13 protein-coding genes are annotated in these 14782 nt (G+C 59.5%); 10 read left to right on the top strand and 3 right to left on the bottom strand.

All coding sequences use genetic code 11. The features are described 5' to 3' along the window. The coding region (locus NKJ23_RS33450) for a sugar phosphate isomerase/epimerase family protein (RefSeq protein WP_352684976.1) at positions 1-825 on the bottom strand (825 nt) is incomplete at its 3' end. A gap of 495 nt (positions 826-1320) precedes the next feature. Between NKJ23_RS33450 and NKJ23_RS33445 the strand changes: the two genes are divergently transcribed. Further along, the gene (locus NKJ23_RS33445; protein ID WP_352684973.1) at positions 1321-2469 is read left to right on the top strand and encodes a Gfo/Idh/MocA family protein; all 1149 of its coding nucleotides are present in this window, start codon (positions 1321-1323) and stop codon (positions 2467-2469) included. A 16-nt stretch (positions 2470-2485) separates the two neighbouring features. After that, the gene (locus NKJ23_RS33440; protein ID WP_352684971.1) at positions 2486-3460 is read left to right on the top strand and encodes an alpha/beta hydrolase; all 975 of its coding nucleotides are present in this window, start codon (positions 2486-2488) and stop codon (positions 3458-3460) included. Here NKJ23_RS33440 and NKJ23_RS33435 read toward each other — a convergent pair. Together NKJ23_RS33435 and NKJ23_RS33430 are read right to left on the bottom strand one after the other, a co-directional pair. Continuing rightward, complete coding sequence (locus NKJ23_RS33435) at positions 3441-4463, bottom strand: LacI family DNA-binding transcriptional regulator (RefSeq protein ID WP_352622023.1); 1023 nt, start codon at positions 4461-4463, stop codon at positions 3441-3443. The two genes, NKJ23_RS33440 and NKJ23_RS33435, sit on opposite strands and share 20 nt — an antisense overlap. Positions 4464-4782: 319 nt before the next feature. Next, the gene (locus tag NKJ23_RS33430) at positions 4783-5544 is read right to left on the bottom strand and encodes a DeoR/GlpR family DNA-binding transcription regulator (protein ID WP_023680295.1); all 762 of its coding nucleotides are present in this window, start codon (positions 5542-5544) and stop codon (positions 4783-4785) included. A 230-nt stretch (positions 5545-5774) separates the two neighbouring features. Between NKJ23_RS33430 and NKJ23_RS33425 the strand changes: the two genes are divergently transcribed. The 8 genes from NKJ23_RS33425 to NKJ23_RS33390 all read left to right on the top strand — a co-directional run. Next, the gene (locus tag NKJ23_RS33425) at positions 5775-6575 is read left to right on the top strand and encodes a beta/alpha barrel domain-containing protein (RefSeq protein WP_352457857.1); all 801 of its coding nucleotides are present in this window, start codon (positions 5775-5777) and stop codon (positions 6573-6575) included. 3 nt (positions 6576-6578) lie between these two features. Further along, positions 6579-7517, top strand: coding sequence for a PfkB family carbohydrate kinase (locus tag NKJ23_RS33420; protein ID WP_352684969.1), 939 nt, complete (start codon positions 6579-6581; stop codon positions 7515-7517). A 148-nt stretch (positions 7518-7665) separates the two neighbouring features. Then, positions 7666-8811 carry an ABC transporter ATP-binding protein gene (locus NKJ23_RS33415; RefSeq protein ID WP_352684967.1) on the top strand — a complete coding sequence of 382 codons (1146 nt, stop codon included), beginning with the start codon at positions 7666-7668 and terminating at the stop codon, positions 8809-8811. A gap of 627 nt (positions 8812-9438) precedes the next feature. Then, complete coding sequence (locus NKJ23_RS33410; RefSeq protein WP_352684966.1) at positions 9439-10692, top strand: ABC transporter substrate-binding protein; 1254 nt, start codon at positions 9439-9441, stop codon at positions 10690-10692. Between the two features lie 98 nt (positions 10693-10790). Then, positions 10791-11729 carry a carbohydrate ABC transporter permease gene (locus tag NKJ23_RS33405; RefSeq protein WP_023680290.1) on the top strand — a complete coding sequence of 313 codons (939 nt, stop codon included), beginning with the start codon at positions 10791-10793 and terminating at the stop codon, positions 11727-11729. 6 nt (positions 11730-11735) lie between these two features. Beyond that, entirely contained in the window at positions 11736-12581 is an 846-nt protein-coding gene (locus tag NKJ23_RS33400) for a carbohydrate ABC transporter permease (RefSeq protein ID WP_352684964.1), read from the top strand. Positions 12582-13222: 641 nt separating this feature from the next. Then, positions 13223-14212 carry a sugar ABC transporter substrate-binding protein gene (locus tag NKJ23_RS33395; RefSeq protein WP_352620791.1) on the top strand — a complete coding sequence of 330 codons (990 nt, stop codon included), beginning with the start codon at positions 13223-13225 and terminating at the stop codon, positions 14210-14212. After that, on the top strand, positions 14209-14782 hold a 574-nt coding region (locus NKJ23_RS33390), incomplete at its 3' end, for an ABC transporter permease subunit (protein WP_502902611.1). The genes NKJ23_RS33395 and NKJ23_RS33390, both read left to right, overlap by 4 nt.

Here is a 14782-nt window from a genome sequence, read left to right as displayed (position 1 = left end):
ACACCGACCGCCTGGCGCGGGTCTGGCGGGGGGTTGTTCTTGGCCTCTCCCCCCGGCCCCTGCCCCCCTCTGGGGGGGGGGGTTGGTTCGCCCGGGGGCCGCGGGTGGGGCGCCCCCGGTCTCGGATTCCTCTTCCAGCACCAGCCAGCCATTGAAGCGTGGCGCTGCACTGGCGATGTCGATCACCGCCGCGGTATCGCAGACGCCCTTGCCGAGCATCGCCCATGTGCCGCTGGCATCGACATCCTTCAGGTGCACGTAGCGGATGCGGTCGCGATAGGTGGTGAGCGTGTCGGCCATGTTCCGATGGCCGCGCAAGATGTGACCGGTATCCGGCACCCAGCCGACGAGCGACGGATCGACCAGCCCGAAGATCCGGTCGTAGTCAGCGCGATCGAAGAGCAGCGTGTTGTGGTGCGAACTCGGATGCACCGCGACCTGGACGCCCGCCTTGCGCCCTAGCTCCCCCGCCTTGTTGTAGACCTCCGCGGCGATGGCGAATTTGTCGTCGCGCGGGCCGTCGGAGACGACTGTCGCCGAGCCCATCGACACCAGCGTGTCCGGAAAGGCAGCAGCGAAGTCGATCCATCGCTTCGCGGTCTCGAGGTCGTTGCCGATCTTCTCCTTGAGCGTGAAGCCGCTCTTGGAACCGAAGGCGAAGGAGACGAGCGTCAGCCCTGACGCCTTCAGCGCGGTCGCGAACTCCGCCGGCTTGTCGGCATATCGGCCGATCATCGTGTCGGTGATCTCGATGCCGGCATAGCCGCCATCGGCGATCGCCTTCAAGAGATCGTCCGGGCCGCCGGCAAAGCGCTCTCCGAGCATTTCCCAGGTAAAGGTCTGGCAACCGACTTTCAGGTCTTTCACGATCGTCCTTTCATTCCTTGATGCCGCCCCGCGTTAGCCTTGCGGTCCTGCCGTTCGTTGAAGGCCTTGATTAGGTCGCCAAAGGTTTCCTTGCCGAAGAAGGCGGCGCTGGCAAGCTGATTTCGGAACGTGATTGCGCCCGCGCCGGTCGAATGCCGAGACCCGTGTCGAGCGCTGCGGCGCCCAGCATGCCGGCGCCGATGAGAAATTGCCGGCGATCGGCGATGGTGACGTGACCCACAGGCTTCGTAGCGGCGGTCGGCCGTTTTTCATGTCAGTCATTTCCTCCCCTGAAGGCTGCGGCCCCCAATGTTGCGCCGGCATTTTCGCATGTTCTGCAAAAATTTTACGCGCGTCAATATTTAAAGTGCTGTATAGCGGGCTGTGATTGCGGCTCGCCACCGATTCAGCAGGCCCGCCGAAGTGTCATCGCGTTGGGAGGCAGACTCGAAAATGCAAGCAAAATCACAGATTAAGCTCGGTATCGGCGTTGTCGGATGCGGCAACATCTCGATGACTTATCTGCGCAACGCGGCGCTCTTCGGCGGCGTCGAGTTGCGTGCATGCGCCGACATTTCCACCGAACTGGCGGCGCTGCGCGGCAGCGAATACGGCATCCGGACGGTCAGCGTCGACACGCTTCTAGCCGATCCGGACATCGACCTTGTCCTCAACCTGACTATCCCGGCGGCGCATTTCGACATCTCGTTTTCGGCGCTTTCGGCGGGCAAGCATGTTTTCACCGAAAAGCCGCTGGCAACCTCGGCTAGCGACGGCCGCCGGCTTGTCGCCGAGGCGGCGAAGCGCAATCTGCTCCTAGGCTCGGCCCCCGACACTTTTCTCGGCGCAGCCGGACGGCGGGCGCGCCGCCTGATGGACGAGGGCGCGATCGGCCGCGCCGTCACCGGCACCGCCTTCATGATGGGGCGCGGCATGGAGCACTGGCATCCCAATCCGCAATTTTACTATCAGCCGGGCGCCGGCCCAATCTTCGACATGGGCCCCTATTACCTGACCATGCTGGTCAACCTGCTTGGGCCGGTGGCACGCGTGATGGCGATGGCGACTCAGGGACAGGAAGTGCGCCTTATCACTGCCGAAGGTCCCTACAGGAACACCAGTTTCAAGGTCGGCACGCCGACCAACATCCTATCGCTGCTGGAGTTCCGATCGGGCGCCACCGTCACCTTCGGAGCCTCCTGGGATGTCTTCAGACACTCCAATCACCCTATCGAACTGCACGGCACGGAAGGCTCACTGCGCCTGCCCGATCCTGACACGTTCGGCGGCACCGTATCGCTTTCGGAACGCGGCGCCGACTGGGCCGACTTCCATAGCGAGAGCGAGCTCTACGGGGGGCGCAACTGGCCTTACGCCGCGCCCGACCGCGCCAACTACCGCATGCTTGGCGTCGCCGATTTGTCGCATGCGCTGACGACGGGCAGAAAACCCCGCGCCTCCGGCGATCTCGCTTTGCATGTGCTGGAGATCATGGAGGCGATCCTCGCTTCGGGAGAAAGCCGCGAGTCCGTCGCCGTCAACGGGGCGGTCGACCAGCCGCCGCTTCTTGGCGAGGACGAGGCGACGAGCCTGCTTGCCTGAGGCGTAGGATCAGTCGATGCCTACGTTGCTTTCATCACTTCTCGATCCGGAAGCCCGGCATGTGCTCGACCTCGGCCGACAGGCTCCCGCGCGGCCGTTCGAGGCCGGCACGCCTGAAGAGGCGCGGCGCACCTATGAGGAGAGCTTTCCCACACTGCAGGGTGAACGCGAGCCGGTCGCCTCGCTGAACGAACGCTTCATCGACGGGCCTAGCGGCCCGTTGACGCTCAGGATCTATCACGGGCGACGGGCGGCCTTGGCCAGTGCCCCAGCGCTGCTTTATCTGCATGGCGGCGGCTGGGTAATCGGCAATCTCGATTCCCATGACGAGATCTGTCGCTGGTTTGCCAACATGGCGGCCTGTGTGGTCGTCTGTCCCGACTATCGGCTGGCGCCGGAACACAAATTCCCGGCCGCCATCGAGGATTGCCGCGCAGCGTTTGCCTTCATGCAAAGTGCGGCCGACGATCTCGGCATCGACGCGGAGCGGATCGCTGTCGCCGGCGACAGCGCCGGTGGCAATCTCGCTGCGGTGCTGTGCCTGATGGTGCGTGGGAGCAAGAATCCGCCGACCGTGCAATTGCTGTTCTATCCGAACACGGATGCCTCGCAGACAGCGGACAGCTATCGCCGTTTTGCTGAGGGCTATGGTCTCACCGCGGCAACGATGGCCTGGTTCCGCGACCACTATGTCAACCATGCCGGGGATATCGACGACTGGCGCGTGTCGCCGCTGAAGGTCGCCAGCCTTGCCGGCGCAGCACCAGCCTTTGTCGCGATCGCCGGTCACGACATTCTCGTTGACGAGGGTGAGGCTTACGCAAAGCGTCTGCAAGATGACGGCGTGCCTGTCGTGCTGAGGCGCTGGCCTGGCCAGATCCACGGCTTTGTCTCGATGGGCCGCCATGGTCCGGCCTCGCGGCAAGCCGTCGGCGCGGCGGTTGCCGCGTGGCGCGGCTTCGATGGAAAGCTCAGGCCGATTGACGCATAACCAGCGTCGCGTCGAGATTGACCTTAGCGGCAACCTCAGCTCCATCCTCGTTCAGCAGGGCCAGCAGCGTCTCGACGCTATATCCCGCCATGGCGGCGAAGTCCTGCGCCATGGTGGTGAGGCCTGGACATGTGTAGCGGCTCAGCGGGTGATCGTCATGAGCTGCGACACGCAGGTCGCAGTCGGCCTTGCGACCGACCTTGAGGCCTTGCGCGTAGGCGGCCGCCATCACGCCGAAGGCGAGACGGTCGTTGTTGCACAGAATTGTCTTGCCCGACAGGCCGCCATTGCCGAGCATTTTTTCCATTTGCTCGTAGCCGATCCGTTCGAAATCCCATGTGTACTCGTCGGTGTTGCCGATGACGACAGGCTCATGCCCGAGCCGCTTCATAGAAGCGATATAGCTTTTCAGTCGTTCTGGCGAGTTGTGGTTGACGTGCGGGATATCGAAATAGACCGGGGCGTCGCCGGACCGGCACAGATACTCGACGATGGTCGAGACGCTCTGGGCATTGTTGTTGCCGACGAACGGCGTTCCGCCTTCGAGATAGGTGTCGAAATAGACCACCGGTATGGCCTGCGTCAGCTTCTCCAGCGTGCGGTGGTCCGAGCGCAGGCCGAGCGGCGCGATGAGTGCACCGGAGACCTTCAGCGACAGGATAGTTCGCGTTGCCTCCACTTCGAGCTCGCGCGAGCCGTGCGAGGAGATCACGATCGGCCAGTAGCCTTCGTCGCGCAGCCTTAGTTCGATGCGGCTGACCATCTCCGAATAAAAGGGGTCGGCCACTGTTGGCACCATGATGCCGATGCTGCGGGTCCGCTTGCGGTTCAGGTTGCGTGCAAACAGATTGGGCTGGTAGTCGGACGAGCGCAGCGCCTCTTCGATACGCTGCCGTGTCGCTGGCTTGACGCTGGTCGGATCGTCGAAATATTTCGACAGCGTCGGCCTGGAGACGCCGCAAGAGCGGGCAAAATCATCCATCGTCTTGTGCGTCGTCGGCATTCAAACGCCTCGCGTTCTGGACATCCAATCACGGGGTTGCCCTAAGCGCTGCCCCAGGGCACCCGCATACGGTGCGCTGCCGTGCAACGGCAAGGCAAAATTTTACAGAGAGCTTCAGCAGTTTCAACGCGTATCGCTGAATTTTTTCACGCGTAAATTTATTAGTTGACGCGAAAAGTACAAGCCATATTGACTCCGGATATCGGTTGCCGCCAGGCAGAATTGCACGCGGCCGAGAGGGCCGTCCGAGTCGGGGCCTAGGGACTCGGTTGCCAATGGGACACGCTGCCAATTCTGGGCACCACAATCCGGAAGGCACCTAGACATAGCGCACTTCGACTCCCAGCTTGTCCAATCGACTGCGAATCCCATAGGGCATAGCGGTGTCGGTGATGATCAGATCGACACGTGACAACGAAAATGCCTTAGATGAGGCGCCAATATCCCATTTGCTTGAATCCGCCACAAGGATCACGCGCCTGGCCATACGAACCAGATTGCGTTTTGTGCGCGCAATGTCTTCTGAGACATCGACGACATCGAATGACTGATCGATCGCATGCGCGCTGAGGAACGCTTGGTGGGCCACAAGGCCGCCCACAGCCCTATCAAAATCCGACACGATCGTGCTGACCGTCGAGGGATAGACCCGACCGCCTATCATATGCACGTCCAGCCCAGGGCGATACATCAGATGCTGTGCAATGTTCATCGCGGTTGTGGCTACTACCACATTGTTGACCGGGGGCATCTGCATTGCGACCTGCAGCAACGTCGAGCCGCTGTCGAACACCACGGACTGGTTGTCTATGATCTGGCGCGCCGCCATCTGCGCGATACGCCGTTTGGCATCGAAATTGCGAGACATCCGCTCTTCGAAGGCCGCCGCGGGCGAATCAGCGGGCAAGGCGATCGCACCGCCATGCGTTTTGATCAACTGCTTTTTTGCATCCAGAATTTCCAGGTCGGACCTGATGGTCACCTCGGAGACGCCGAAGTTTTCCGCCAGTTGGCTGGTACGCGCCTGGCCGGTCCGCTGAAGCGCGAGCATGATCTGATGTCGCCGTTGTTCCGCAAGCATGTGTAACCCCGAATTGCTGTTTGGATAACTGCACGCCAACCTTTCGAAAATCGAATAGGAAACCGGCCTGCGTTTGAGAATTCGAGGGATACCGCCTCACCGCAGCGAACGCTAGCCGTTGCAGTTGCAACCTATATCGAAACGAAAGAAATCGAAATATTGAATATTGTTTTGCTTTCGAGTTAGGGTCCTCAACGTCAGATCAACAATTGCGAAGGGACTGCACTGATATGGGCCTTGGAACTAAAATTCGCTTGTCGCGGCTGTTCTCGCATCGATCTGGGAACCTGTTCGGTGGTGCCGTCGACCATTTCGTAGGTTACGGCAACGTCCGCGAGGGAGGCCTTGCGGATCTGCCCGGCGCGCTCAAGCGGGTGATGGCCGGAGAGCCAGATTACATCAGCATTCAGCCTGGTGCGGCGCGTCATTTGTGGCCGGCTTACGCCGGCAAGGCAGCGCTGGTCATTCAGGCGGGATGCTTTACGCCCGACGATCGGATCAGTCAGTTGATCGCGACGCCCGAAGATGCAGTGCGCTATGGTGCCGATGCGCTGGCGGTCGCCATTCCGGTGCGGGGCGATACCGAGGGTCACTACATTCGTTGGCTTACCGACACGGTCAACGCGGCTGCTCGTTTCGAAATGCCGGTCGTTGCACATGTTTATCCCCGCGACTATTCAAACGGCTGCAAGATCGTCTTCACCCCCGACGAAATCGCCTACGCAGTGCGGATTGGTTTTGAGACCGGTGTTGACGTGATCAAGGTCGGATACACCGGGGACTTCGACTCATTCAAGGAAACCGTGGCAACTTGCCCGGTTCCCATCGTTATCGCCGGCGGTCCGAAGACCGAGGATCTTCTGGGCGCTCTCACCCAGACATCTGAAGCCCTGCGCGCCGGTGCGAAGGGTGCCGTCGTGGGGCGCAATCTGTGGGGGCACGGTGACACCACGATGGCAGCGCGTGCATTCAAGTGCGTCATTCACGACGGGATGGCGCCGCAAGACGCTTTGGCGGCTGCGGGCACGTGAGCTGTGACCGGCAATCTGCAGGTTTTGGGCTTCGGAGCCTTGGCGATTGACGACATCATCTATGTCGACAGCACGCTGGGTGCTGGCAAAGGGAAGGTGACAAATCGCACGAAGGACCACGGCGGCAATGTGGCGACGGCACTCGTTGCTGTCGCCAAGCTGGGGGGGCGTGCCGGTTTCATCGGCTGGCTGAGTGATCAGCCACTTACGGATGTCGGCGCCCACGAGCTTGAACGACACGGCGTCGACATATCTTTCGCGCCACGTCGTTCCGATGCCAAGCCGATCCGGTCGGTTATTACGGTCGCGCCCGATGGTGACAGGTTCATCGCCTATGATGATGATGTGCCGCACGGGACCTCCGATGCGCTGGCCGATAGCGTCCTTGCGCAAGCCCAGGTGCTGCTGATCGACGGTTACGCCACGCACGCCGACATGATCGTTGCTCGTGCCCGTAAGCTGGGTCTGGCGGTGGTGGCCGATATTGAGTGGACTGTCGGACCTGCGACCGAACGATTGATCCGCCTGTCAAATCACCTGGTATTGCCTCTGAAATTTGCCCAAACCTATACTGGCGAGGCCAAGGCGACAGCGATCCTGCGCAAGCTGTGGTCAGATGACCGCTCCGCGGTCGTGTTAACCGAAGGCGATCGAGGAGCCTATATCCGGCAAAAGGACGATGTCGTTTTGTGGCACGTTCCGGCCTACAAGGTCAGGGCAGTGGACACGACCGGCGCGGGGGATTGTTTTCATGGCGCCTATGCCTTCGCCCTTACGCAGGGAAAGCAGCCTGTCGCCTGCGCTGTTTATGCAACTGCCGCGGCCGCGATCTCAGTGACGGGCCGGGGTGGCCGCATGGCTCTGCCGGATCACAACGCCTGTGTCGCGTGGATGGCGAAAGAAAATGCACCTGTGCCCATACCGATTACGTCGCCAGACTGAGAATTCATCACTCGGATATTGCCGCTGCTGGTGGGACGTCCGAGGCGCGCGGTTAACCGCGCAGATAGCAATGCCGGTTCGATCTGCAGTCGCGCCGCGCGGAGGCTATTCGATGTTTAGGTAGCGCTGACAATAGGGAGGATGTGACGTGGCTGTTGTTGTGTTGGACAAAATTTGCAAGACCTACGGGACGAAATTCCAAGCCATCAAGGATCTTAGCCTGACGATAAACGACGGCGAGTTCCTCATTCTCGTTGGCCCTTCGGGATGCGGAAAATCGACAGCCTTGCGCATGATCGCGGGGCTGGAGGAGATCAGCAGCGGAACCCTGACCATTGGTGGAGAGAATGTTGAGGATCTAGCGCCGAAGGACCGGGATATTGCGATGGTCTTTCAGAACTATGCCCTTTATCCGCATATGACAGTGTTCGACAACATAGGCTTCTCGATGAAGCTTGCGGGGAAGAGCAAGGCCGAGCGGACGAAGCGCGTCCATGAAATAGCAAAGACCCTGCAGCTGCACACGCTGCTCGACAGTAAGCCGGCCGCGCTGTCTGGCGGACAACGCCAGAGGGTCGCCATGGGGCGCGCGATGGTGCGCGAACCGGCAGCCTTTCTCATGGATGAACCCTTGTCAAACCTCGATGCCAAGCTGCGCGTGCAAATGCGCGCGGAAATTGTCAGCCTGCAAAGACAGCTGGGGGTGACCACGATTTATGTAACACACGATCAGACCGAAGCCTTGACCATGGGCGACCGGGTTGCGGTCTTGAAAGGCGGTGTCCTTCAGCAGGTCGACACGCCAAAGACGCTGTATAATCGACCAGTCAATGCCTTCGTCGCGGGTTTCATCGGCTCGCCGTCGATGAACCTGTTCGAAGGCCGTTTGCACAATGGCAGGATCAACCTGCCGACCTTTTCGATACCGGTGCCGACGAGTGCGTTTGAGCGCTCTCCTCGTCTGAGCGCCTTCGAAGGCAAGACGCTCATTTTCGGCATACGCCCCGAGGATCTTTACGACAGCAGTCTGGAATCGGGATCGCGACATGCCACTCTACCGGCCATCGTGAAGACGACAGAGGAATTGGGATCCGAGCTTATCGTTCATTTGAAGGTCGACGCGGTTCGAATCGATTCTGGCGACCCAGATGCTGTTGAAGATCTAAGCGGCGCAGCAAATGTCGTAGCGAGGTTTGAAGCCGTCAGCGCGGTCCGGCCGGGCGCGTTGATTGATCTGGCGATCGATGCGGCCAAGTTGCACTTCTTCGATCCCCAGACGCGCCTCACAATCTAGCGTGATCCGCGATGGTTGACCCGGCTAAAGGGACGGAGACGCAAATGTCGCTTCCGTCTTCTGGTCCATTTGCGTAGGTGACGGTAGACGCTGGCTTCGCTCTCCTGGGCAATCCGACCAGTTCTCGCTCGCCCATCACAGCTCGGGCCGTCTTCGTTGGCAAATGGTGAGACTTTGCTCGACATCGGTTCAGCGCGCGACAGCCGATTTTTCCACCGGAGGTGGAGATCGTCTTGTGCCCGGCGGCACCCTGTCATCGACAACCAAAACGATCGCCTGAACGCCTCTGAATTGCGACGTCTACGCGAGCGCGCGACCCCACCGAATGGCTTTTTTTCTCTTCGAATATACGACTTTCATTTGTTTTCTTTTTAGGGGAGTGGCTTTCATTTGTTTACGAAAATAGAGAAAGAAAGCGGCACAAGCAATGTGCACAAGGGAAAAACTGCCCCCAGAGAACTTAAGAAAAACCATATACCAATCAATGGCTTACATTCATTCATAACATCCCGGCATCCTACCCATTTTTCACGATTGCAGTTCTTGATTGACACAAAGACCCGGAAAAGAACCTAGTTTGATCGCGATCGGGAGGATCGAGCCAAACGTCGCTCCTAGGAGGAAAACATGAACGTCAGAAGATATATTGCTGCGGCCACGTCCGCTGTGGCTGTCTGGGCAGTGTCTGCTACCTGCGCCTTTGCTGAGACCAATCTCGAATTCATCCAATGGTGGGAGCCGGAAATGCCCGCCGGTGCTCTGCGTAGCATCATGGACGACTTCGAAGCCAAAAACCCTGGTATCAAGGTGACGCTCGTCAGCGGTCCCTATTCCGCCACCCATGATCAGATCGTAGTCGGCGCCGCGTCGGGGACGCTCAGCGACGTCGTCGGCCTGGACGGAGCATGGGTCAATGGCCTTGCAAAGCAGGGCGCAATCGCTTCCATGGACAGCCTGATGGCTGACACCAAATATGATCAGAGCCAGATCGCTGACATCATCAAGGTCAACGGCCAAAGCGTCATGTTCCCGCTCGCCTCGTTCGTATACCCGGTCTTCGTCAACCTCGATCTGGCCAAGGCTGCTGGTGTCGACAAGATGCCGGCCAACCGCACAGAATTCGCCGCTGCCGCGAAGAAGATGACCAATGCGGACAAGAATGAGTACGGGTGGGTGCTGCCGCTATCGCTGCAAAACCCCGGCGGCATCCAGAACGACGTGATGTCTTGGGTCTGGGCTTCCGGAGCATCGATGCTCAAGGACGGCAAGCCCGACGTGGAAAATGAGGCCGTGGTCGGTACACTCGAATACGTCAAGTCGCTACAGGACGCTGGCGTCATATCGCCAGGCATCTTTGCCAAGAAGGAACAGGACAAGGTCGAAGAGTTCGTCAACGGCCGTGTCGGAATGATGATCGACTCGCTGGCTCATATCAATCTTATCCGCCAGCGTAACCCCAATCTCAAGTTCGGTATCTCTGCGCTTCCTGCGGTCGACGGCTATACGGGTAAGCGCGGACTGCCCTATGCCTCTTGGGGCATCGGCATTAGCAACAGCACCGAGCATAAGGCAGAAGCCTGGAAGCTTGTTGAATATCTGATGAGCCCGGAAGTGAACGGCCGCCTGGTATCGCTCGCAAATGCCTTTCCGGGCAACGTGCAAGCGAAGCCTGACTTCTCGAAATCGGACCCGCTGTTCGAGGAAGCCTTCAAGATCTTCCAAAGCGGTCACTTGGCCAATGAATTCGTGGGCTTGCCGGTGGCCGAAGACCTGATGCGCGACATGAACGTCGAAGTGCAAAAGATGTTCGACGGCCAGCAAACCGCAAAGGAGGCCGCTGCCAACACGCAAAAGCAGTGGTTGGTTGACTTCGCCAAGTAGGCGCTGCTTCAGACAATTCGGCAGCGCGATAAGATCTATCGCGCTGCCGCTGCATCGGAACCGGACCATACGGTCGATGACCCAGCGGATTGTACCTCATGAGCCTCGCCAACGAAGGTTTGATCGTCGCGCGAACGAAAATGCGCAAGCGTGGCATGCTTTCTTACAAGACGAGAAAGCGGCTCACTCCGCTGTTTTATGTGGCACCCGCCACGTTTTTGTTTTGTCTACTAATGCTGTTTCCCATGATCACGGTCCTGCGCTATTCGCTGATGGACGGCGCAATCATGAAAAAGGACGCTGCTTTCATAGGGTTGCAGAACTACGAGACGATCTTCACAGATCCAGTCTTCTGGCAGTCGGTCGGGCAGACCCTCTATTTCACGGTGATGAGCGTCATTTTCCACCTTCTAATCGGCCTGGCCTTCGCCCTGTTGCTGAACACCCAACGCGTCCATCCGATGATTAGAAGCATCCTGCGTGTTCTCTACATATTGCCCTGGCTCTTTACGGCAGTGATCATCGCAATCATCTGGCGGCTGCTTTTGGATCCCAATGGCGTGGTCAACAGCATTCTGATGACGCTCCATATCGTCAACTCCAAGGTCGAGTGGTTCTCCTCGACGAAAACCGCGATCCATGCGTTGACGTTTGCGAACATCTGGGCGGGATACCCCCTATATATGGTCAGCTTGCTCGCCGGTCTCCAGGGCATCCCCAAGGACCTTTACGAAGCCGCCGGCATCGATGGCGCCAATGAGTTCCAAAAGTTTCGGTACATTACGATCCCGCAGCTGATGCCAATCATCATCAGCATCGCCCTGCTGGATTTTATCTGGACGATGCAAGTCTTCCCCCTGGTCTGGATGACGACGGGCGGTGGACCGATCCATTCGACCGAGGTGCTGAGCACGTATACCTATAAGCTTGCGTTTTCGAGTTACGAATTTTCACAGGCTTCGGCGAGCGCGATCTTCATCTTGATCATCTCGATGGGCGCGACTTACTTCTACATCAAACACCAGAAGGCCAGGTGACCGGCAATGGCAAAGCGCTCCTTCAAAAGCACCGTTTTGCCGACCGTACTGACATATCTCGGGCTCGCGGCCGGTCTGGTCTTTGCAGGCTTTCCAATCCTGTGGATGTTTTTCACTTCGTTGAAATCGAACACCGAGATCTTTGCCCTGCCGCCGAAACTGCTGCCCGACCATTTCACGAGCGTAGCCTATCTTTCGATCTTCAATGATCCGACCAAGGTGCGCTTCTTTCTCAACAGCTACCTGGTCGCGGGAGTGGTAACCCTTCTGACGTTGCTGATCGCCATTCTGACGGCCTATGGCTTCAGCCGCTATTCATTCCGGCTTAAGAATACCCTTAACGTCTTCATCATCAGCACACAGACCGTACCGCCGATCACGCTTCTGATCCCCTATTTCGGCATGGTCGTCGCCTTCGGCATTTTCAACACCTATTTCGCGCTGATTCTAACCTACATGGTATTCACCCTGCCTTACGCAATCCTTCTGATGACCGGCTATCTCAATACCCTGCCAAAGGAACTCGATGAGGCAGTGCTGGTCGATGGGGGGTCAAGTTGGACAGCGCTGTGGCGTGTGATTATCCCTCTTTCAGTCCCCGGCGTCGTCGCGACCGCGGTCTATACGTTTCTGTTGGCGTGGAACGAATTCCTTTTTGCGCTCACTTTGACGAAGTCGACGGACATGCGGACCGTTCCGATCGGTATCGAGTTGCTTATGGGCCAACATGCGTTCGAATGGAACGAGATGATGGCGATGAGCGTGCTGGGATCACTCCCGCTTCTGATCCTGTATCTGATTGCACAACGTTACTTCCTCGCGGGCCTGGCCGCCGGGTCGGTGAAGAGCTGAGCAAACTGACTGCCAGTTCGCTGTTCGCTGCTGAACACATCAACCCATTCCGGCCCCGAAAGTCCGGTCTTTGACAGCGCCAGCGCTATGCCAAATCCTACACGTCGAGGGTCGTGCAGGCCGAAGGCGGCGACAGGACGCCGTTGCACAGCCCGATCGCGCTCGACATCTCTCCCGCGGTTTGCCACCTGTTTCGTCCGGATGGCCCGGCGCTGACGCCGCTGCCTGAGTGGCGCACTCGGAAGTTGAATCCGACTGCTGACCAAGCCGGCTTCTAGCCTGGCCTCGGCATCCCCTGCCTTGTGGATTTCGCCATCTGATGCCGCGATAGCTCGACACCGGTTTGCTGCAATGCAGCACATCAAAACCCGCGGCACACCATTTTCAAACTTGACGCGTGTCAAATTTTTCTCAAACATGCGGAAACGCTGACAAGGCATCAATCAGCGCTCTGGGAGGAGCAATGCCTGGCACGAAAAAAAGGCCCCAAACGGGCCCTGACCCACGAATTGCATGGCGATCGCCGATCGGTCGGCAGCCTGTCATCGCAAACCTTGAGGCAGCCCGCGCCACATCAGGCATTCCGTTCGCCGAAAACGAACCAGATGCAACGCACCCACCAAATAGGAGGAGGACGACGCATGCGCATGTTCAATTGCCTGACGCTTGGCGCAGGTCTGTTTGCAATCATCGTTTCAGTGCCGGCCCATGCCGAAGACGCGGCGCGCGTCGCGGCCATCGTCAAGGGTCTCGACAATCCCTTCTTCCAATACATGCACACGGGTATCGAAGAGCAGGCCAAGGCCAACGGCGTGGCCGTCACCGTTCAGGCAGCCGCCAACATGGGCGACGCAACCGGACAGGCCGATCGGTTGACCGCCATGGCTATGCAGGATTTCGATTGCTACCTGGTCAATCCGATCAGCGTCTCCAACCTGGTGCAGGCGCTGGTGCCCGTCGCCCAGAAGAAAAAGCCGATCGTCAACATCGATAGCACCATCGATGCCGAGCAGGCCAAGGCGGCGGGCTTTGCCATCTCAACCTATATCGGCACCGACAACGTCGCTGCCGGCGCACTGGCCGGGAAGGAGATGCTGAAGCTGGTGCCGAAGGGTTCCAAGGTCGCCCTGGTGGCAGGCATCGTCGGCGATGTCGGCAGCAATGCCCGCATCAAGGGTTTCAAGCAGGCCGTCGAAGGCAAGCTCGAAGTCGTGGTGATGGTGAGCGCCGACTGGGATCGCGAGAAGGCTCTCACCGCGGCCACCGACATCCTGGCAGCGCACCCCGATCTCTCCGGCTTCTTCGCCGCCAACGACATCATGGCACTCGGCGTCGAACGCGCCGTGCAGACGGCAGGCAAGGACGTCAAGGTGATCGGACTTGACGGCATCGTCGACGCGCTGAAATCGGTTGCCGCCGGCGAACTCTCCGCCACTGTGGCGCAATATCCCTATGTCGTCGGCGCCATGGGCGTGGAAGCCTGTGCCGCGGCGGCCAAGGGCAAGACGCTTCCCGCCAACGTGCCGGCGCCAGTGCTGTTGATCAACAAGGACAATGCGGAAGCCTCGCTGAAGAACTTCCCGCGCCCGGGTGGCGACTATCCGGATCCCTTCCGCGAGATGTTGCAGTGACCACTCCTGAACAAAACGCGCCTGCGCATGACGCGGGCGCGTTGGAGGAGAGCCGCCCCTCCCTGACGGCTCTCCTCCTGGATCCTTCCTTCTGGGCCGACTGGGCATCCGTCGTCGGCCTCGTCGGCCTCGTCATCGTGTTCGGCATCGCCCAACCGGTCTTTCTCAGCGTCGCCAATTTGCAGGCCCTGCTGCTGGCGGCGGCGATCCTTGTCGTGCTGTCGATCGGCCAGACCTTCGTCGTCGCGACAGCCGGCATCGATCTTTCGCTCGCGGCCGCCGTAATGCTGGGCGCCATCATCCTGGGCCTCGTCAATGCCGCCGGCTATGGCATCTTGCTGGCCTGCGTGCTTGCCGTCGCCGCCACCAGTGCCGTGGGATTCCTGAACGGCGTGCTCATCACCGCCGGGCGCATTCCCGATTTCGTGGTGACGCTCGGCACGCTTTCGGGCATCACCGGCCTTGGCCTGATCCTGTCGGGCGGGGGGGCCGGCCCGGGGGGCGGGCGGCGGCAGCAAGCCGCCGAGCCGCGGCGCCACAGGAGGCCGCGCCGAAGTAAAAAGAAACACC

Origin of the sequence: Mesorhizobium sp. M0184, from assembly GCF_040322215.1 — a bacterium.
Lineage (GTDB): Bacteria > Pseudomonadota > Alphaproteobacteria > Rhizobiales > Rhizobiaceae > Mesorhizobium.
This window is presented reverse-complemented; position numbering and strand designations above follow the sequence as displayed.

Excerpts from the sequence above, each read along its gene's own strand:
- NKJ23_RS33445 (WP_352684973.1), top strand. The coding sequence starts at position 1,321 with ATGCAAGCAAAATCACAGATTAAGCTCGGTATCGGCGTTGTCGGATGC.
- NKJ23_RS33440 (WP_352684971.1), top strand. The coding sequence starts at position 2,486 with ATGCCTACGTTGCTTTCATCACTTCTCGATCCGGAAGCCCGGCATGTG.
- NKJ23_RS33435 (WP_352622023.1), bottom strand. The coding sequence starts at position 4,463 with ATGCCGACGACGCACAAGACGATGGATGATTTTGCCCGCTCTTGCGGC.
- NKJ23_RS33430 (WP_023680295.1), bottom strand. The coding sequence starts at position 5,544 with ATGCTTGCGGAACAACGGCGACATCAGATCATGCTCGCGCTTCAGCGG.
- NKJ23_RS33425 (WP_352457857.1), top strand. The coding sequence starts at position 5,775 with ATGGGCCTTGGAACTAAAATTCGCTTGTCGCGGCTGTTCTCGCATCGA.
- NKJ23_RS33410 (WP_352684966.1), top strand. The coding sequence starts at position 9,439 with ATGAACGTCAGAAGATATATTGCTGCGGCCACGTCCGCTGTGGCTGTC.
- NKJ23_RS33405 (WP_023680290.1), top strand. The coding sequence starts at position 10,791 with ATGAGCCTCGCCAACGAAGGTTTGATCGTCGCGCGAACGAAAATGCGC.
- NKJ23_RS33400 (WP_352684964.1), top strand. The coding sequence starts at position 11,736 with ATGGCAAAGCGCTCCTTCAAAAGCACCGTTTTGCCGACCGTACTGACA.
- NKJ23_RS33395 (WP_352620791.1), top strand. The coding sequence starts at position 13,223 with ATGCGCATGTTCAATTGCCTGACGCTTGGCGCAGGTCTGTTTGCAATC.